Here is an 18,104-nt window from a genome sequence, read left to right as displayed (position 1 = left end):
AGTGCTCAATTCCACTTGAAGCCGCACTGCTGTCCGCCATCTCCACCAGGGCAAGCGTGGCCAAGCTGGAGCGCTGATCATGGACTTCGCCTTCTCCTCGGCAATCGAACTCGCCGCCGCGATCGCCGCGCGTAAAATCTCCGCTGTCGAAGTTCTCGACGCCCATCTGGCGCAGATCGACAGTCACAACGCGGCAATCAACGCCGTCATCTCGCTCGACCGCGAAGGCGCGTACGAACGCGCAAAAAAGGCGGATGCGGCGCTCGCGCGCGGCGAAGCGCCCGGACCGCTGCATGGCGTGCCCTTTACGCTGAAGGACACGCACGAGACATCGGACATGAGGACCACGGTCGGCTTCCCGCCTTTCGCCGATTATGTGGCGAAGGAAGACAGTCCGGTTGTCGCCAGGCTCAAGGCGGCCGGCGGCGTGCTGATGGCCAGGACCAATGTCGCTGCCATGCTGTCGGACTGGCAGTCGAGCAACCCGCTGTTCGGCCGCACCGCCAATCCGTGGAAGCTCGAGCGCACCGCCGGCGGCTCCAGCGGCGGCGCCGCGGCGGCAGTCGCGGCCGGGATGACGCCGTTCGACATCGGCACCGATATGCAGGGTTCGATCCGGCTGCCCGCCGCCTTCTGCGGCGTCCATGGGCTGAAGCCGACGGAGCACCGCATCTCGCTGGCCGGCGCTTTTCCGAATCCCGGCAATGCAGCCGGCAGTGTAAGGCTGATGTCGTGCCTCGGGCCGTTGGCGCGCGGCGTGGATGATCTGGCTTTGATCTACCGGATCGTCGCTGGCCCGGACGGCCGCGACACCGATCTCGCGCCGGTCCCGGTCGAGCCCATTCCCGCTCTCGACCTCAAGACGCTGCGCATCGCTTTCGCGCCGTCCTTCCCGGGCTTCCCGATGGCCGGCGAAATCAGCGTCGCGGTCGAGAATTTGGCGAGGCAGCTGCAATCCGCCGGCGCCATCGTCGAGGAAGCAAAGCTGCCCAGCCTCGATCTGCACGATGATCTCAAGCAAGGCGGCGCGCTGATCGGCATGATGATGGAGGCGGCGCAGCCGGAACCGCCGAAGCAGCCGTCATCGGTCTCGCGCTGGTTCGAGGCGCTGGCGCGCCGCGACAAATCCATCCTCGCCTGGGACGGTTTTTTCGACGGTTATGACGCGCTGCTCTGTCCCGTCGCAATGACCACGGCCTTTGCGCATTGCGAGCCTGGCACGCCCATCGACGTCGACGGCAGGGAGCAAAGCTACTGGATGCTGCCGGCCTATGGCGCCATCTTCAACTACAGCGGCCATCCGGCGCTTTCGATGCCATGCGGACAGGACCGCGACGGTCTGCCGATCGGCCTGCAACTGGTTGGCAAACGCTGGTCGGAATCGCGGCTGCTCGGCGTGGCCAAGGCGATCGAATCGTTGACCGGCGGTTTTCGTCGTCCGCCCGGTTATTGAGCGAAGCGCGACAAGCCGTAAGGCGCGAGCAGCGGATCGCGCTCGCCGTCGAGAATTTCGCGCGCTGCGAACAGGCCGACGGCCGGGGCAAGCGTGATGCCGGAATGCATGACCGCGATATAGAGCCCATCCGTGCCTTCGGCGCGGCTGATGATCGGAAAACCATCGATCGGCGTCGGCCGGAAGCCCACCGTATGGAAATCCAGCTCCAGCCCGTCGCTATCGCGCAGGCTGGTTTTCAGGGCCGCAAACAGGTCTCGTGCGGTGGCTTCGGCATCCAGGCCGGGTTCGGCGCCGCCGAAATCCGAGCCGGCGATGATACGGCCCTCGGCCGTCTGTCGCATGTGCAGCCGCTCGGCCAGCACCAGGCCGTTGAGCAGTCTTCTGTATGGCCGCGAATGGACGATCAGGCCGGGCGGGGTCTCGATCGGCAACGTGATGCCGGCCGTGGCGGCGATATCGGGCGAGCCCACGCCAGCCGCGATCACGACGTCGTCGGCCGCGACCAGCCCATGCGAAGTGTCGACGCCCGTAACCCTGCCGTCTGTCCGGGCAAGCGCCGTGACGGTGCTGGACAGGATGCGTGCGCCGTGGCGCTCGGCGTCGGCCAACAGGGCTTTCGTGGCCGCGACCGGTTCGGTCACACCTTCCTCGGCGACATGCAACGCGAAATCCGGAAGCTCCGCGACATTGGGCTCGATGCGCCCCGCCCTGGCACGGTCGACGCGTTCGATGCCGTAGCCCCAGGATGAATGCTGTGTGGCGTAGGTTTTCATGTCGGCCGCCGACAGATCCCAGCACAGGCCGCCGCACCAGCTGAGCGGCAGGCCCGGCAAATCCCTGGCCAACCGCGTCCATTCGGCCATCGCACGGGTGCGCAGCCGGAAATAGGGCTCCGGATTGCCCCAGCTCGCATTGATCCAGGCAAAGGAATTCGGCGTCGCGATGCCGCCGGGCGCGCTGTCGGCGATGACGGTCACCCGTGCTCCGGACCTCGTCAGATGCCAGGCGATCGAAGCGCCGATGATACCGGCGCCGATGACGATGACTTCCTTCGCCGCGGCCATGTTCGCTCCTTGCGGTTCTGATCCCAGGGGAGGGCTCACTCCAGTGCCATCCGGTCGCCCGTTTGCCAACAGAGCGGCCATCAAAATTATCGGCCTTGACATAAATACGTACGTACGTATTATTTGACCATGGCTAGACAATCACTCCGCGAAAAACTCCTCGACGCCGGTTTCCGGACCCTCTGGGACTCAGGCTACGCCGCCGCCGGCGTGCGCGACATCGTTGCCGCGGCCGATGCTCGGCCGGGCTCGTTCACCAACCATTTCGCCTCGAAGGAGGCGTTCGCCGGCGAGGTGCTGGACCGCTACTTCGCCTATGTCAGCGGACTGGTCGAACAGGCGCTGGCGCAGGACGGCACCCCGCCGGTTGGCAGGCTGCGCCGCTATCTCGATGTCATCACGTCGAAGCTCGAAGCCCATGACTGGGCGCGCGGCTGCATGATCGGCAATCTCAGCCTGGAAACGGCTGTTCACAGCGAGCCGCTTCGCTTGCAACTCGTGGCCATCTTCGAACGCTGGCGTCAGCCCTTCGCGGCCTGCATCGCCGAAGGCCAGGCGGCGGGGAACATCACGCGGGCCTTCGATGCCGAGGATCTCGCCGACTTCCTGCTGTCCTCATGGCAGGGCGCCATGCTGCGCATGAAGGTCGAACGCAGCCCCGTGCCGCTCGAGCGGTTCAAGAACATCATCTTCGCCACAGTCTTCGCCAGGGAGCCGAACCCATGACCTCGAAAGCCGACACGTCTCATTCACCGAAACGCTTTGAGATTCCCGTGCTCGATTCCACCATGTCCTATGTCGAGGCCGGAACCGCAGGCCCAACCGTGCTGTTCCTGCACGGCAATCCGACGTCGTCGCATATCTGGCGCAACATCATCCCGCATGTCGCGCCTCATGGCCGCTGCATCGCGCCCGACCTCATCGGCTATGGCCAGTCCGGCAAGCCCGATATCGACTATCGCTTCTTCGATCAGGTCCGCTATCTCGATGCCTTCCTCGACGCGCTCGACATCGGAGAGGTCGTGCTGGTCGCGCAGGATTGGGGCACGGCGCTGGCCTTCCATCTCGCGGCGCGGCGGCCAAGGCGTATCCTCGGCCTCGCTTTCATGGAATTCATCCGGCCGTTCGAGCGCTGGGAGGATTTCCACCAGCGGCCGCAGGCCCGCGACCTGTTCAAGGCGCTGCGCACCCCCGATATCGGTGAAAAACTCGTCCTGGAAGACAATGTCTTCGTCGAGAAGGTGCTGCCTGCCTCGGTGCTGCGGACCATGAGCAATGAAGAAATGGCGGTCTATCGGGCGCCGTTCCAGACGCCGCAATCCCGCAAGCCGGTGCTGCGCCTGCCCCGGGAGTTGCCGATCGAGGGCAAGCCCGCCGACGTCGCCGCCATCAGCCGGCACGACCATCGTGCGCTGCGGCTGTCCACCTATCCAAAACTGCTCTTCGCGGGTGACCCCGGCGCGCTGATCTCGCCTGAGGCGGCCAAGGAATTCGCGTCCGGGCTGACGAACTGCCGCTTCATCAATCTCGGGCCGGGCGCGCACTATCTCCAGGAAGATCATGCCGACGCGATAGGCGCCGCCATCGCCGATTGGCTTCCGGGGATCGCCGAGGCAAGCCGCATGAGCGAACTGGCCTGAAGCGGCCACCGGTCTCCGGCGGCATCAGCGCCGCCGGACCGGTCGACAGCCCGGCCTTGCGCTGCTAGAAGCCCGGCCTGTCATACGGATATCCCAGGAATGCCCGACACAATACCAGAGGAAGTGGCGCGCCGCCGCACCTTCGCGATCATCGCCCACCCGGACGCCGGCAAGACCACGCTGACCGAAAAGCTGCTGCTGTTCGGCGGCGCCATTCAGCTCGCCGGCGAGGTCAAGGCCAAGAAGGATCGCATCCAGACACGGTCCGACTGGATGAAGATCGAGCGCGAACGCGGCATTTCGGTCGTCACCTCGGTGATGACCTTCGAGTATGAGGACACGGTCTTCAACCTGCTCGATACGCCCGGCCACGAGGATTTCGCCGACGACACCTATCGCACGCTGTCGGCGGTCGATAGCGCCGTCATGGTCATCGACGCCGCCAAGGGCATCGAGCCGCGCACGCTGAAGCTGTTCGAGGTCTGCCGCCTGCGCGACATTCCGATCATCACCTTCGTCAACAAGATGGACCGCGAGAGCCGCGACCCGTTCGAGATCCTCGACGAGATCGAGCAGAAGCTGGCGTTGGATACGGCACCCATCAGCTGGCCGATCGGCCGCGGCAAGACGTTCTCCGGCACCTATCATCTGGCGCTCAACGCCGTGCGCAGGGGCGACGACGAAAAGGAACGCACGCCCGTCAACGGTCCCGATTCCAACCGCGTCGCCGGCCTGTTGCCGGACAATGAGCGCGAGGCTTTCATCGAGGAACTGGAACTGGCGCGGGAAGCCTGCCGGCCACTCGACATCGAAGCCTTCCGGGAAGGTCATCTGACGCCGGTCTATTTCGGCTCGGCGCTGCGCAATTATGGCGTTCGCGACCTGATCGAGGCGCTCGGCGCCTTCGGCCCGCCGCCGCGCGCGCAGGAGGCCGACAGCCGCAAGGTCGAGGCGACGGAGGAGAAGATGACCTCCTTCGTCTTCAAGATCCAGGCCAATATGGACCCCAACCACCGCGACCGCATTGCCTTCGTGCGCGTGTGCTCGGGCAAGCTTGAGCGCGGCATGAAGGCCAAGCTGGTTCGCACTGGCAAGCCGATGAGCCTGTCGGCGCCGCAATTCTTCTTCGCCCGCACCCGCGTCACCGCCGACGAAGCTTTTGCCGGCGATGTCGTCGGCATCCCCAATCACGGTACGCTGCGCATCGGCGATACGCTGACCGAGGGCGAGGAAATCCTGTTTCGCGGCGTGCCGAACTTCGCTCCCGAAATCCTGCGCCGTGTCCGTCTCGGCGACGCCATGAAGGCCAAGAAACTCAAGGAAGCGCTGCACCAGATGGCGGAGGAGGGCGTCGTGCAGCTGTTTTCGCCCGAGGACGGCTCACCCGCAATCGTCGGCGTCGTCGGCGCGCTGCAGCTCGACGTTCTGAAGGAACGGCTTAACATCGAATACACGCTGCCGGTGGATTTCGAGATGTCGCGCTTTTCGGTGTGCCGCTGGATTTCGGCCGACGACAAGGCCGAGCTTCATCGCTTTGTCGAAGCGCATCGCGGCGATATCGCCCGCGACCTCGACAACGATCCGGTGTTCCTCGCCCAGCATGCCTTTTCGCTGAACTACGAGGCAGAGCGCTGGAAGGCGATCCGCTTCGCCACCATCAAGGACTACCAAGTCCGCGACAAGGCGGCTTGAACTCTTCCTTCTCCCCGTTTCACAGGGAGAAGGTGCCCGAAGGGCGGATGAGGGGCAGCGCTGGCGTTGAGGGGCTCGCTTACCCCTTCGCAGCCGCTTCGAGCTTGGCGATATCAATCTTGCCCATCTGCATCATCGCTCCCATGACGCGGCCGGCCTTGGCCTTGTCCGGGTCCTGAAGCAGGCGCGGCAACTGCTCCGGCACGACCTGCCAGGAGACGCCGAACTTGTCCTTCAGCCAGCCGCAAGGGCCGGGTTCGCCGCCGCCCTCGGTCAGCTTCGTCCAGAAATGATCGACCTCGGCCTGCGTCTTGCAATCGATCGAGAGCGAGATCGCCTCGCTGAACTTGTATTGCGGGCCGCCATTGAGCGCCTGGAACTGCACGCCGTCGAGCTCGAACGACGCGACCAGCACCTTGCCCTCGTCGGCGTGGCCCTTGGGCCAGCGCGTGACGCTCAGCACCTTCGAATTCTTGAAGATGGAGAGGTAGTGGTTCATGGCGTCTTCGGCCTGGCCGTCGAACCACAGGAAGGTGGTGATCTTTTGCATGGTCTTCTCCTCGGGTTGCTTTGCGGGAAATCAGGCGGCGCCCTTCGAGGCGCCCTGGAGTGAAATCAGGTAGGCGTCGAGCTGGGCATAGCTTTCGGCCATGCCTCTGGTCATGCCGGTGCCGAGCGCGCCGTCACGCGCCGCCTGGGAGGCATAAAGCACTGTCTGCGTCAGCAGGGTCTTGCCGGTCTGTTCGGTGAAGACGACCGTTCCAACCGTCTCGCCGCCGGTCCAGTCCTCGTCGAACAGTTCGGTGGCGACGATCCGGCTTGGGTGCACGATTTCGCGATAGGCGCCGCTCATGCCCATGGTGCGCCCGTCGCGATGCCGCCAGACATAGCGCGTCGCGCCGCCGACCCTGAGGTCGATCTCGCAGACCGCCAGCCGCCAGCCGTCCGGGCCATGCAGCCAGCCCTTGAGCAGTTCAGGCACGGTCCAGCAGTCGAAGACCATCGGGCGCGGCGCGTCGAACAGCCTGACGATCTGGACCTCGCGATCGGAGGGCGTGGTAACGGTCAGCGTCGCGACCGTCGAACCGGGCAGGCGTGTGGTGCTCAAGGTGGTTTCTCCTCAATCGCGGGTATTTACCCAAGGACGTTCGGTTGGTTGGCTACCCGACACGGGTCCCGCTTTTTTAAAAGCCCGAGCCCGTTCGGATACGCCCGGCCTCAGCTATTGTTCCGATTGGCCCGTGGGCTTCTGGGCCTGCAAAGCGCCGAGCAAGGCGTCGAGGCGCTGGAAATTGCCTTCCCAGATCTTGCGGTAACGCTCCAGCCATTCATTGGCCTCCGCCAGGGGCTTGGCTTCGAGCCGGCACGGCCGGCGTTGCGCATCGCGGCCGCGCGAGATCAGCCCGGCGTTTTCGAGCACCTTGAGATGCTTCGAAATCGAAGGCTGGCTCATCGCGAAGGGCTCGGCGAGTTCCATCACCGAAGCCTCGCCCTGGATGAGGCGGGCCAGGATCGCGCGGCGGGTGGGGTCTGCAAGCGCGGCAAAAGTGGCGTCCAACTGGTTCATGGATATTCCATAGCTAAAAGGGTATATACCCAAATGGCTATATATGGATCAGCCCGCGCCGTCAACTGGCCGCCAGTAATGCTGGCGCATTGCAAAATTCTGGCCAGACCGGATCATGGCGTCTATAACGCCTGCGGTCCGAATTCAGCGCCGCCACGCTCCGCATCGAGCGCAGCCAGCCAGCTAAGGAAAAATCATGCCTGCCTATCGCTCCCGCACCACCACTCATGGCCGCAACATGGCCGGCGCCCGTGGCCTCTGGCGCGCCACCGGCATGAAGGACAGCGATTTCGGCAAGCCGATCATCGCCGTGGTCAACTCCTTCACCCAGTTCGTGCCGGGCCATGTCCATCTGAAGGATCTGGGCCAGCTCGTCGCGCGCGAGATCGAGAAGGCGGGCGGCGTCGCCAAGGAGTTCAACACCATCGCCGTCGATGACGGCATCGCCATGGGCCATGACGGAATGCTCTATTCGCTGCCGTCGCGCGAGCTGATCGCCGATTCCGTCGAGTACATGGTCAATGCGCATTGCGCCGACGCCATGGTCTGCATCTCCAATTGCGACAAGATCACGCCCGGCATGCTGATGGCCTCCTTGCGGCTCAACATTCCGACCGTCTTCGTCTCCGGCGGCCCGATGGAAGCCGGCAAGGTGGTGCTGGCCGGCAAGACGCAGGCGCTCGACCTGGTCGACGCCATGGTCGCGGCGGCCGACGACAGGATTTCCGACGAGGACGTCAAGGTCATCGAACGCTCGGCCTGTCCGACCTGCGGCTCGTGCTCGGGCATGTTCACCGCCAACTCGATGAACTGCCTGACCGAGGCGCTTGGCCTGTCGCTGCCGGGCAACGGTTCGACGCTGGCGACCCATGCCGACCGCAAGCGCCTGTTTGTCGAGGCCGGCCATCTCGTCGTCGATCTGGCCCAGCGCTATTACGAACAGGACGATGAGAGCGCCTTGCCGCGCAGCATCGCCTCGAAGGGCGCGTTCGAGAACGCCATGACGCTCGACATAGCCATGGGCGGCTCGACCAACACCGTGCTGCACATCCTGGCCGCCGCGCATGAAGGCGAGGTCGACTTCACCATGGAGGATATCGACCGGCTCTCGCGGCGGGTTCCGGTGCTCTGCAAGGTGGCGCCAGCCAAGTCCGACGTTCACATGGAAGACGTCCACCGTGCCGGCGGCATCATGGCCATCCTCGGCCAGCTCGACGAAGCCGGCCTCATCAATCGTGACCTGCCGACCGTGCACACCTCAAGCCTCGGCGAGGCGCTCGACCATTGGGATATTTCCCGCACCTCCAGCCAGAACGTCCGCGACTTCTTCCTCGCCGCCCCCGGCGGCGTGCCGACGCAGGTCGCCTTCAGCCAGGACCGCCGCTGGGACGAGCTCGACACGGACCGCGAGAAGGGCGTCATCCGCTCGGCCAAGACGCCGTTCTCGAAAGACGGCGGCCTCGCCGTGCTGAAGGGCAACCTGGCGCTCGACGGCTGCATCGTGAAGACCGCGGGCGTCGATGAATCGATCCTGAAATTCACCGGGCCGGCGCGCGTGTTCGAGAGCCAGGACGCTTCGGTCAAGGCGATCCTCGCCAACGAGATCAAGGCCGGCGATGTCGTCGTCATCCGCTACGAGGGACCGCGCGGCGGCCCCGGCATGCAGGAAATGCTCTACCCGACCAGCTATCTGAAGTCGAAGGGCCTGGGCAAGGCCTGCGCGCTGGTCACCGATGGCCGCTTCTCCGGCGGCACATCAGGCCTGTCGATCGGCCACGTCTCCCCGGAAGCCGCCGAAGGCGGCACGATCGGGCTGGTCAGGGAAGGCGACACCATCGAGATCGACATCCCCAACCGCACCATCCGTCTCGCCATCAGCGACGCCGAACTTGAGGCGCGCCGGGCGCAGATGCTGGCCAGTGGCGCCCAGGCCTGGAAGCCGCAGGAAAAGCGCAAGCGCAAGGTGACGACGGCGCTGCGCGCCTACGCCGCCTTCGCCACCAGCGCCGACAAGGGCGCGGTGAGGCACGTGCCGGAGTAAGGTTCAAGTTCCTTCTCCCCGTCCCTATACGGGGAGAAGGTGCCGGCAGGCGGATGAGGGGCAGCGCTTACGCTTCAGAAGCGAGCGCAGCACCATCACGGCATCAACTGATATTCATAGAGCTTCTGGTAAAGCCCGCCCTGGTTGAGCAGGGCCCGATGCGGCCCGCTCTCCACCACCTTGCCGCCCTCCAGCACCACGATGGTGTCGGCCTGGTGCACGGTCGAGAGCCGGTGCGCGATGACGATCGTGGTGCGTCCTTCGGTCAGCTGTTGCAGCGCATCGCGAAACAGCGCTTCAGATTCGGCGTCGAGCGCGCTGGTCGCCTCGTCCAGCAGCAGGATCTCGGCGTTGCGTAGCATGGCGCGCGCGATCGAGATGCGCTGGCGCTGGCCCCCCGACAAAAGGCCGCCATTCTCGCCGACATCGGTCTCATAGCCGTTCGCTTGCGCCATGATGAAGTCGTGCGCGTTGGCTGCCTTGGCGGCGGCAATCACCTCTTGGTCGGTCGCGCCATCACGCCCGAGCCGGATGTTGTGCATGATCGTGCCAGCAAACAGGAACGTCTCCTGGCTGACATAGGCGATCTTTTCCCTGAGCGAAGCGAGCGTCGCATGGGAAATGTCCTGGCCGTCGAGCAGCACCTTGCCGCTCTTGGGGTCGTACATGCGCATGATCAGATTGAGGATCGTCGACTTGCCGCCACCTGACGGCCCGACCAGCGCCGTCATCTTGCCCGGTGCCATTGTCAGATCGAAACGGTCGAGCACCGGCGGGCCATTCTGATAGGCGAAGCTGACAGCGTCGAAGCGGATCTCGCCCGGACCGGCCCGAAGCGGCTTTGCATCCGGCTTCTCCGCCAGCGTCAGCGGCTCGTCGGCGAGCTGGAACATCATGCGCACGCCGACTATACCGCTCTCCAGCGCAATGCGCACGCGCGCCAGACGCTTTGCCGGCTCGTAGGCCAGCAGCAGCGCCGCGATGAAGGCCATGATGTTGCCAGGCGTCTGGCCGCCCTGCAGAACCAGCAAGCCGCTGACCATGACGGCGCCAGCGATCGCCAGCCCGGCCAGCGTCTCCATGACAGGACTGGTGATCGCTTCCAGCGCGGCGATGTTGTTGGCCCGGTCCTCGACATCCGCCACCGCCTTGTACATGCGTTTGCGCATCGCGCCTTCGAGGTTGAAGGATTTGACGACACGCACGCCGATCGCGGTTTCCTGCATCACCTGCACGATCTGGCCGACCGAGCGGAACTCCATGGCGGCGAACTTGCGCACGCGCTTCAGGATGCGGTTGACACCGTAGATGGCCAGCGGGCCGACGACGAAGCAGATCAGAGACAGCGCCGGCTGCTGCCAGACCATGATCGCAATGAGGGCTACCAGCGTAACCAGGTCGCGCACATAGGAGGTGACGATGAGGTCGAGCACCGTGCGCGCCGCCTGGGCATTGTTGGTCATGCGGGTGATCAGGTCGGACGACGAGGTCGAATGATAGAACTCGATGCCCTGCGCCAGGATGCGGTCATAGATCTTGCGCTGCCGGTCGGCGATGATGGCATTGCCGACCCGGCTCATGAAATAGGCCTGGATGAAATTGGCGAAGCCCTTGAGGATAAAAATCCCGGCGACCGCCAGGGCGATCATGTTGACGCGATCGATCCGCTTGTCGATGACGAATTCATTGGTGATTTCGCGCAGGATCCAGGCGCTGGCGGCCGTCGTCCCGGCCACCACCAGCATCGACAGGATGGCCGCGCCATAGCCGAACTTATGCTGCCCGAAGGACTCCTTGACCAGCCTCACGATAAGGCGCTGGTTCTCCATCGAGCGTTCGTCACGTTTCAGGAACGTCAAGTTCAAGTTCACTCGGGACTTCCCTGGTTTGCGAATGTGGCCTCGAGTGCGAAGCCGATCGCTGCGTGGACGAATTGCGGCTTATAGAGTGAGTTACGGCCAGAGGGAACCTTTCGCGGGCTCGTAAAGAAACGGCTGCGGCAAGCTGTCTTTTGCGCCACCATGGGTGGGTGATTCTGGAAATGGGATGCGACAGATGGATTTCGACCTCATCGTTCGTGGCGGCACGCTGGCTGACGGCAGGATTGCCGACATCGGTATCAGCGGCGAGATGATCGCGGCTATCGAGCCCAGGCTGGAGGCGGCCGCCCGAACCGAGGTCGACGCCCATGGCAATCTGGTGTCATCGCCCTTCGTCGATCCGCATTTCCACATGGATGCGACGCTCTCCTACGGCATTCCGCGCATCAACGCGTCCGGCACGCTGCTGGAGGGCATTTCGCTGTGGGGCGAGCTGAAACCGCTTTTGACGCATGAGGCCGTGCGCGACCGTGCGCTCGCCTATTGCGACTGGGCGGTGTCGATGGGCCTGCTCGCCATCCGCACCCATGTCGATGTCTGCGACGACAGGCTGCTTGCGGTCGAAGCGCTGCTCGACGTGAAGAAGACGGTGGCGCCCTATATCGATCTGCAGCTTGTCGCCTTCCCGCAAGACGGCTTCTACCGCTCGCCGACGGCGCGCCAGAACACCATCCGCGCGCTCGACATGGGCGTCGACATCGTCGGCGGCATTCCGCATTTCGAGCGCACCATGGCCGACGGCACCCGCTCGGTGACCGAACTCTGCGAGATCGCGGCGCAACGCGGCTTGATGGTCGACCTGCATTGCGACGAGACCGACGACCCGCTGTCGCGCCATATCGAGCAACTCGCCTACGAAACGCAGCGGCTCGGCCTGCAGGGCAGGGTGGCCGGTTCGCACCTCACCTCGATGCATTCGATGGACAACTACTACGTCTCGAAGCTCTTGCCGCTGATCGCCGAAGCCGGTGTTTCGGCCATTCCCAATCCCCTGATCAACATCATGCTGCAGGGCCGCCACGACACCTTCCCCAAGCGCCGCGGCCTGACCCGGGTCAAGGAGATGCTGGCGCTGGGCATCCGTGTCGGCTGGGGCCAGGATTGCGTGCTCGATCCCTGGTATTCGCTGGGCACCGCCGACATGCTCGACGTCGCCTTCATGGGCCTGCATGTCGCCCAGATGTCGAGCCCGGCCGACATGGCGCGCTGCTTCGACATGGTCACCAGCGTCAATGCCGCGATCATGGGGCTCGATCATCTCGGCCTTGCCGTCGGCAAGCGCGCCAGCCTCGTCATTCTCGATGCCGGCAATCCGATCGAAGCCCTGCGCCTGCGCGCCGAGCGCATCTGCGTCATCGCCAGGGGCAAGGTTGTCGCCGAGCGGACGAGGCAGGATACGAGGCTGTCCATCGCCGGCAGGCCATCCCAGGTGAACCGCCGCCACCGCGCGCCTGAACAGGCCCAATAGGACACCCCGCCTGCATCAAGTTGGCCGCTTCGTGTTGCCCGCGAATAAGTTTACAATCAGCCTCCACTTTAATCCGAGGAGGTGTTTCATGTGGCGCAAAGCGGTGATGGTGACGGTGCTGGCGGCGACCTGCGTCGGCTGCACGGCGATGTCGGCGCAGGATCGACGCGCCGCTGACGAGGCAAAGTGCCGGTCCTACGGCTTCCTCAAGAAGAATGATGCGTTCGCCGAATGCCTGCAGCGCATCGATCTCGATCGTCGTGCCGAGCTGAGGAGCACATCGGCCTTCGACCCCTGGGACCGACCGGTGATCTACAGGCCGATCATCGTGAGGCCGCAACCGAAGTAACAAACGGCCAGAACCAGCCGATTTCTGGCGCTGGCCTTGCCGTTTTCGGGCCATTTTCGGGATTTTTCCTCGTCAAAGCCGCTGCTTCCGTCTACGAGGCGGCTCAGGCAAGGAAGGAATCGGGATTGGCATGATGCAACCCGTGGCGCGGAACTTCACGATCCGGAACGTTCTTCTGGCCGGCATCCTGCTGATGCTGGCCGGCGACTTCATGTTCGCGCTCAACGATGCGATGGGCAAATGGCTGGTCGCCAGTTTTTCCGTCGGCCAGGTGGTGCTGATCCGCTCCATCGGCGCCTTCTTCGTGCTCGGCCCGATGATTGCGAACCAGGGCACCGCCAAGCTGTTTCGCATGGAGCGGCCCGAGCTTCAGATATTGCGTGTGGTCATGACCACGCTCGACACCGCGTTCTTCTATGCCGCTGTCGTCTACCTGCCGCTTGCCGATGTCATGAGCTTCTACATGGCCGGACCGATCTATGTCGCGGCGCTCTCGCATCTCCTGCTTGGCGAAAAGGTCGGCTGGCGCCGCTGGGTGGCGATCATGATCGGTTTCTGCGGCGTGGTGATCATGCTGAAGCCATCCTCATCGGCATTCTCCTTATCGTCGGGTTACGCGCTCGCCGGCAGCCTTGCCTTCGCCTTTGCCATCATCCTCAATCGGCGCTTGCGCGGAACCAGCGACACCAACCTGGTGACATGGCAAACGATCGGCACGCTGCTGGTCGGCGGCGCACTGACCATCGGCGCCTGGACCACGCCGTCGGCACTCGATTTCGGCGCCATGCTGCTACTCGGTATAGTTTCGTGCTGCGCCCATCTGATGATCACGCGCGCGCTGAAGCTTGCCCCTGCCTCGACGCTGGCGCCGCTGCACTACACGCTGCTTCTGTGGGGCGTGGTGTTCGGCCTCGTCTTCTTCGGCGACGTTCCGAGCCCGCGCATCCTGATCGGCTCCGGCATCATCGTGCTCGCCGGCCTGTTCATCTTCCACCGCCAGAAGGTGGTCGAGACCGTGGTGCCGCCGGAAAACGTCCCCAAGGGCGTGAACTAGGGCTCAGATTTTCTAACCTCTACGCACCGCCGCCAGATGCCGGGAAAATTCCGGCGTCTCCATCAGCGCCTTGCAACGCATGAAGCGGCCATCGGCATAGGCGCGGAAGTCGTCCGCGGGATTGTTGTTGGCGAGCTGGATCAGCCCCCACAATGTCCATAACAGGTCGCACATCGCCTTGTAGATGACGATGCGCCCGCGCTCGGCGGGCCTGGCCTCGCCGCCGAAATAGGCGCGCATTATCTCCTCGTCCTGCTCTGGCCCGAACTTGCCTTCGACGCTGAGGTCGCCGAGGTCCCAGAGCGGGTCGTTCATCCCCGAATATTCCCAATCCACGATCCACATGCGTTCGCCCGTGTCGAGGAAGTTTTCGCACAGCGGATCGCAGTGGCAGGCAACGAGCGGCAGCGGATGCGCGGCAAGGGCCGAGCGTACGGAACCGGCCTCGCGCACCACGTCGTGATAGCCGGCGGGCAGCGCAACCTCCTTGGTCGACAGCACCTTGAGGTAGTCGTCGATCATCGAGAACAGCTCGAAGCGGAAGGGAAACATCGCGCCGGATTGATGCAGCTTGCGGAAGGCTTCGCCGGCACGCGCCGGACTGCCCGGCCTGTCGCGGAATTTCTCCGGCGACATCGTCTCGGCGCCCTCGATATAGCGTGTCACCATCAGGCCGCTGGCGGCATCGGCATGCAGCACCTGCGGGCTGACGCCGGCTGTCGCGGCTTCGCGCGCCGCCACCGCTTCATTGGCGCGGTTGATGTATTCCTCCGTGCCCTTGCCTGGAATGCGCAGGCAGAAGTCGCCGGCCCGGAAGACGAGGTTGGTAAGGCCGCCGAGCCGGTCCAGCGGCCCTGTGTAGCCGGCCAGCATCGGGATGGCGGCCAGTCTTGCCCGCGCCTCGTCTATCGTCATGCCCCCGTGCCCCCACGCCGTTATTTCTTTGGCGCAACGGTTCCACAATTTTCCCTGTTTGGCTATCATCGCGGCAGGACAACGGAATTTGGTGGGCACGTGGCGGACAGCAAACATCAGGGCGCGCTCGGCGAGGTCTACGCGGCCAAGCGGCCGGAAGAAGTGGCAGCACTTTATGATCGCTGGTCCCAGACCTACGACGCCGACATGTCGGCGGCCGGCTATCGCCATCCGACCATCTGCCTTGCCCTGCTGGCCCGCCATCTGCCGCGCGGCGCGGCCCCGCTGCTCGATGCCGGCGCGGGCACCGGGCTCATAGGCGAGTGGCTGAACATTGCCGGCTATCCCGAGGTCGAGGCCCTCGACATCTCGCAAGGCATGCTGGATCAGGCCAAGCGCAAGGGCGTCTATTCGGCGCTGCACTGCCTGGCGCTCGGCGGCGAACTGCCTTTTGCCGACGGTGCCTATGCCGGCATCATCTCGGCCGGGGTGTTCACCTCAGGCCATGTCGGCGCCGAGGGATTGGACGAACTGATCCGCATCTGCCGGCCCGGCGGGGTGATCGTGCTCACGGTCAAGAACACGCTCTGGGATCACGGCTTTGCCGCCCGCATCGCCGAACTCGAGGCACAGGGCCGGATCGCCCGCCTCGAGGAAACGCGTCCTTACGTATCGATGCCCGGTGAAGCCGACACCGTGCCCAGCCGTGGCCTCGTGCTGCGTGTGAACTGACCTACGCTTTGACCCTGGCCCCTGCCGGATCATACATCGGCTCAAAGTGGATCTTCGCCGGCGTCCGCTCCATGGCAACGACCAGTTCGTAGTTGCCCGTGGCGAGAAAATCGTCGCTCACCCCCTCGGCGTTGCGCACATAGCCGTAGCCGATGTTTTTCCCCAAGGTGTAGCCATAGCCGCCGCTGGTCAGATAGCCGACCGGCTCGCCATTGCGCAGAATGGTCTCGCGGCCGACGAGAACGATCTCGGGATCGTCGACCGTGAAGCCGGCAAAGCGCTTTTTCAACGCTGCCCCGCCGGCCTGTTCCAGCGCGCGCCGTCCGACGAAATCGGTGTTCTTCCGGAGTTTGACCGCCCAGCCGAGCCCCGCCTCCTGCGGCGTGTCGTTGGGCGTAATGTCCGAACCCCAGGCGCGGTAGCCTTTCTCCAGCCGCAGCGATTCCAGCGCCCGGTAGCCGACCGGGCGGATCTCGTGCTGCCTGCCGGCGGTCATCAGGGCGTCGAAGACTTCGCCTGTCGCGGCGATCGGCACATGCAGTTCCCAGCCGAGCTCGCCGACATAGGTGACGCGCAGCGCCCGCACCGTATGGCCTGATATGGTTATCTCCCTGACATGGCCGAACGGGAAGCCCGCGTTCGAAACGTCGGCATCGGTCACATCAGAAAGCACGTCGCGTGCGCGCGGACCCATCAGCGACAGCGTGCCGAAATCCTCGGTGACGTCGGCCAGCCGGGCATCGAGCCCTTCGCCGATATGGTCGCTGATCCATGAGGCGTCATGGGTGCGGAAACCCGTGCCGGTGACGATGTAGAATTTTTCCTCGGCCAGCCGCGCCACCGTCAGATCGGCCTCGATGCCGCCGCGCGTGTTGAGCAGTTGCGTGTAGGTCAGCCTGCCGGCCGGCTTGCCGACATCGTTGGCGCAGATCCAGTCCAATGCCTTCGCCGCATCCGGGCCGGTCAGTTCGTATTTGGCGAAGGACGACTGATCGAAGATGCCGACCTTCTCGCGCACGTGCCGGTGTTCTTCGCCGACGGAAGCGAACCAGTTCTGCCGGCCCATCGAATAGATGTCCTTCGGCTCGATGTCAGGCGGCGCGAACCAGTTCGGCCGCTCCCAGCCGAGTTTCGACCCGAACACCGCGCGATGGTCTTTCAGCCTGTCGTAGAGTGGCGAGACGATGCGCGGCCGGCCGCTTGCATACTCCTCATGCGGGAAGCCGATCGTGTAGTGCTTGCCATAGGCTTCCAGCGTGCGCTCGCACACCCATTGCCGGTCGCGGTGCAGGCCGGAAAAGCGCCTGATGTCGACCACCCAGAGATCGAGCGGCGCCTCGCCGTCGACCACCCATTGCGCCAGCACCCAGCCGGCGCCGCCGCCCGAGGCGATGCCGAAGGCGTTGAAGCCGGCGCCGACGAACATGTTGGGGCATTCCGGCGCCACGCCGAGGATGAAATTGCCGTCCGGCGTAAAGCTCTCCGGCCCGTTGATCATCTGCTTGACACCGACGGTTTCGAGCGCCGGCACGCGCGCGATCGCCTGGCTCATATGCTGCTCGAAATGGTCGTAGTCGTCGTCGAACAGCCGGAACTCCCAGTCGTTGGGCACGTCGCCGGTGGTCCAGGCCTGCGGATTGGGCTCATAGCCGCCCATCACCAGGCCTCCGACCTCCTCCTTGAAATAGGTGCGCCGGTCGGGGTCGCGCAGCGTCGGCGCGTCCGTCGCCAGTCCGTCGATCTTCTCGGTAATGATGTACTGGTGCTTGACCGGCTGCAGCGGCACGTTGATGCCGGCCATCGCGCCCACCTGCCGCGCCCATTGTCCCGCGCAGTTCACCACCTTGTCGCAGGCGATGTCGCCCTGACTGGTCTTCACTTTCGTGATGCGGCCGTCCTTCATCTCGAAGCCGGTAACGCGCACATCCTCGTAAAGCCTGACGCCATGCATGCGCGCGCCCTTGGCCAGCGATTGCGTGATGTCGGAGGGGCTCGCCTGGCCGTCGGTCGGCAGCCAGGAGGCGCCGACGAGATCGCCGGTTTCCATCAGCGGCCACATCGCCTTCACCTCGGCCGGCGACAAGAGATGCATGTCCATGCCGAAGCTTTTCGCCGTCGTCGCCAGCCTCTTATATTCGGTCCAGCGGTCGTCATTGGTGGCAAGCCGCAGGCAGCCGGTCATCTTCCAGCCCGTGGCGAGCCCGGTCTCGGCCTCCAGCCCCTTGTAGAGGTCGACGGAGTATTTG

At 64.5% G+C, this 18,104-nt stretch carries 16 protein-coding genes; 9 read left to right on the top strand and 7 right to left on the bottom strand.

The window, feature by feature from the left end:
- Positions 1–79 precede the first annotated feature (79 nt).
- Positions 80–1,453, top strand: coding sequence for an amidase (locus J0I79_RS09735; RefSeq protein WP_292856902.1), 1,374 nt, complete (start codon positions 80–82; stop codon positions 1,451–1,453).
- Here J0I79_RS09735 and J0I79_RS09730 read toward each other — a convergent pair.
- Complete coding sequence (locus J0I79_RS09730; RefSeq protein ID WP_292856900.1) at positions 1,447–2,520, bottom strand: FAD-binding oxidoreductase; 1,074 nt, start codon at positions 2,518–2,520, stop codon at positions 1,447–1,449. The two genes, J0I79_RS09735 and J0I79_RS09730, sit on opposite strands and share 7 nt — an antisense overlap.
- 129 nt (positions 2,521–2,649) lie before the next feature.
- On the opposite strand from J0I79_RS09730, the gene J0I79_RS09725 reads away from it, so the two are divergent.
- From J0I79_RS09725 to J0I79_RS09715, 3 genes are all read left to right on the top strand, one after another.
- Entirely contained in the window at positions 2,650–3,246 is a 597-nt protein-coding gene (locus tag J0I79_RS09725) for a TetR/AcrR family transcriptional regulator (RefSeq protein ID WP_292856898.1), read from the top strand.
- On the top strand, positions 3,243–4,160 hold the full coding sequence (locus J0I79_RS09720) for a haloalkane dehalogenase (protein ID WP_292856896.1): 918 nt from the start codon (positions 3,243–3,245) through the stop codon (positions 4,158–4,160). The genes J0I79_RS09725 and J0I79_RS09720 overlap by 4 nt, the downstream gene beginning before the upstream one ends.
- A 99-nt stretch (positions 4,161–4,259) precedes the next feature.
- Positions 4,260–5,852, top strand: a complete 1,593-nt coding sequence (locus J0I79_RS09715; RefSeq protein WP_292856894.1) for a peptide chain release factor 3 — start codon at positions 4,260–4,262, stop codon at positions 5,850–5,852.
- A 79-nt stretch (positions 5,853–5,931) separates the two neighbouring features.
- On the opposite strand, the gene J0I79_RS09710 is transcribed toward J0I79_RS09715, so the two are convergent.
- The 3 genes from J0I79_RS09710 to J0I79_RS09700 form a co-directional block, all read right to left on the bottom strand.
- Entirely contained in the window at positions 5,932–6,402 is a 471-nt protein-coding gene (locus J0I79_RS09710) for a VOC family protein (RefSeq protein ID WP_292856892.1), read from the bottom strand.
- A gap of 30 nt (positions 6,403–6,432) precedes the next feature.
- Positions 6,433–6,960, bottom strand: coding sequence for an SRPBCC family protein (locus tag J0I79_RS09705; RefSeq protein ID WP_292856890.1), 528 nt, complete (start codon positions 6,958–6,960; stop codon positions 6,433–6,435).
- A 114-nt stretch (positions 6,961–7,074) separates the two neighbouring features.
- Positions 7,075–7,419 (bottom strand): metalloregulator ArsR/SmtB family transcription factor, encoded by a 345-nt coding sequence (locus J0I79_RS09700; RefSeq protein ID WP_292856888.1) that lies wholly within the window; start codon positions 7,417–7,419, stop codon positions 7,075–7,077.
- A gap of 196 nt (positions 7,420–7,615) precedes the next feature.
- On the opposite strand from J0I79_RS09700, the gene ilvD reads away from it, so the two are divergent.
- Positions 7,616–9,460 (top strand): dihydroxy-acid dehydratase, encoded by a 1,845-nt coding sequence (gene ilvD / locus J0I79_RS09695; RefSeq protein ID WP_292856886.1) that lies wholly within the window; start codon positions 7,616–7,618, stop codon positions 9,458–9,460.
- A 95-nt stretch (positions 9,461–9,555) separates the two neighbouring features.
- On the opposite strand, the gene J0I79_RS09690 is transcribed toward ilvD, so the two are convergent.
- A complete protein-coding gene (locus J0I79_RS09690; protein ID WP_292856988.1) occupies positions 9,556–11,310 on the bottom strand; it encodes an ABC transporter ATP-binding protein in 1,755 nt (584 codons plus the stop codon).
- Between the two features lie 205 nt (positions 11,311–11,515).
- Between J0I79_RS09690 and J0I79_RS09685 the strand changes: the two genes are divergently transcribed.
- The 3 genes from J0I79_RS09685 to J0I79_RS09675 all read left to right on the top strand — a co-directional run bounded on the left by J0I79_RS09685 (position 11,516) and on the right by J0I79_RS09675 (position 14,211).
- On the top strand, positions 11,516–12,808 hold the full coding sequence (locus J0I79_RS09685) for an amidohydrolase family protein (protein ID WP_292856884.1): 1,293 nt from the start codon (positions 11,516–11,518) through the stop codon (positions 12,806–12,808).
- Between the two features lie 88 nt (positions 12,809–12,896).
- Positions 12,897–13,157, top strand: coding sequence for a hypothetical protein (locus J0I79_RS09680; RefSeq protein WP_292856882.1), 261 nt, complete (start codon positions 12,897–12,899; stop codon positions 13,155–13,157).
- 130 nt (positions 13,158–13,287) lie between these two features.
- Positions 13,288–14,211 carry a DMT family transporter gene (locus tag J0I79_RS09675; protein WP_292856880.1) on the top strand — a complete coding sequence of 308 codons (924 nt, stop codon included), beginning with the start codon at positions 13,288–13,290 and terminating at the stop codon, positions 14,209–14,211.
- A gap of 12 nt (positions 14,212–14,223) precedes the next feature.
- On the opposite strand, the gene J0I79_RS09670 is transcribed toward J0I79_RS09675, so the two are convergent.
- Positions 14,224–15,126, bottom strand: a complete 903-nt coding sequence (locus J0I79_RS09670) for a phosphotransferase family protein (protein WP_292856878.1) — start codon at positions 15,124–15,126, stop codon at positions 14,224–14,226.
- A 99-nt stretch (positions 15,127–15,225) separates the two neighbouring features.
- Between J0I79_RS09670 and J0I79_RS09665 the strand changes: the two genes are divergently transcribed.
- Positions 15,226–15,858, top strand: a complete 633-nt coding sequence (locus J0I79_RS09665) for a class I SAM-dependent methyltransferase (RefSeq protein WP_292856876.1) — start codon at positions 15,226–15,228, stop codon at positions 15,856–15,858.
- A gap of 1 nt (position 15,859) precedes the next feature.
- Here the strand turns inward: J0I79_RS09665 and J0I79_RS09660 are convergent.
- Positions 15,860–18,104: FAD-dependent oxidoreductase (locus tag J0I79_RS09660; RefSeq protein WP_292856874.1), on the bottom strand; the 2,245-nt coding region annotated here is incomplete at its 5' end.

Source organism: Mesorhizobium sp., from assembly GCF_017306585.1.
Taxonomy (GTDB): domain Bacteria; phylum Pseudomonadota; class Alphaproteobacteria; order Rhizobiales; family Rhizobiaceae; genus Mesorhizobium.
The sequence above is the reverse complement of the archived record's forward strand: the minus strand, read 5'-3'. Positions and strand labels throughout refer to the sequence as shown.

Excerpts from the sequence above, each read along its gene's own strand:
- J0I79_RS09735 (WP_292856902.1), top strand. The coding sequence starts at position 80 with ATGGACTTCGCCTTCTCCTCGGCAATCGAACTCGCCGCCGCGATCGCC.
- J0I79_RS09730 (WP_292856900.1), bottom strand. The coding sequence starts at position 2,520 with ATGGCCGCGGCGAAGGAAGTCATCGTCATCGGCGCCGGTATCATCGGC.
- J0I79_RS09725 (WP_292856898.1), top strand. The coding sequence starts at position 2,650 with ATGGCTAGACAATCACTCCGCGAAAAACTCCTCGACGCCGGTTTCCGG.
- J0I79_RS09720 (WP_292856896.1), top strand. The coding sequence starts at position 3,243 with ATGACCTCGAAAGCCGACACGTCTCATTCACCGAAACGCTTTGAGATT.
- J0I79_RS09715 (WP_292856894.1), top strand. The coding sequence starts at position 4,260 with ATGCCCGACACAATACCAGAGGAAGTGGCGCGCCGCCGCACCTTCGCG.
- J0I79_RS09710 (WP_292856892.1), bottom strand. The coding sequence starts at position 6,402 with ATGCAAAAGATCACCACCTTCCTGTGGTTCGACGGCCAGGCCGAAGAC.
- J0I79_RS09700 (WP_292856888.1), bottom strand. The coding sequence starts at position 7,419 with ATGAACCAGTTGGACGCCACTTTTGCCGCGCTTGCAGACCCCACCCGC.
- ilvD (WP_292856886.1), top strand. The coding sequence starts at position 7,616 with ATGCCTGCCTATCGCTCCCGCACCACCACTCATGGCCGCAACATGGCC.
- J0I79_RS09685 (WP_292856884.1), top strand. The coding sequence starts at position 11,516 with ATGGATTTCGACCTCATCGTTCGTGGCGGCACGCTGGCTGACGGCAGG.
- J0I79_RS09680 (WP_292856882.1), top strand. The coding sequence starts at position 12,897 with ATGTGGCGCAAAGCGGTGATGGTGACGGTGCTGGCGGCGACCTGCGTC.
- J0I79_RS09675 (WP_292856880.1), top strand. The coding sequence starts at position 13,288 with ATGATGCAACCCGTGGCGCGGAACTTCACGATCCGGAACGTTCTTCTG.
- J0I79_RS09670 (WP_292856878.1), bottom strand. The coding sequence starts at position 15,126 with ATGACGATAGACGAGGCGCGGGCAAGACTGGCCGCCATCCCGATGCTG.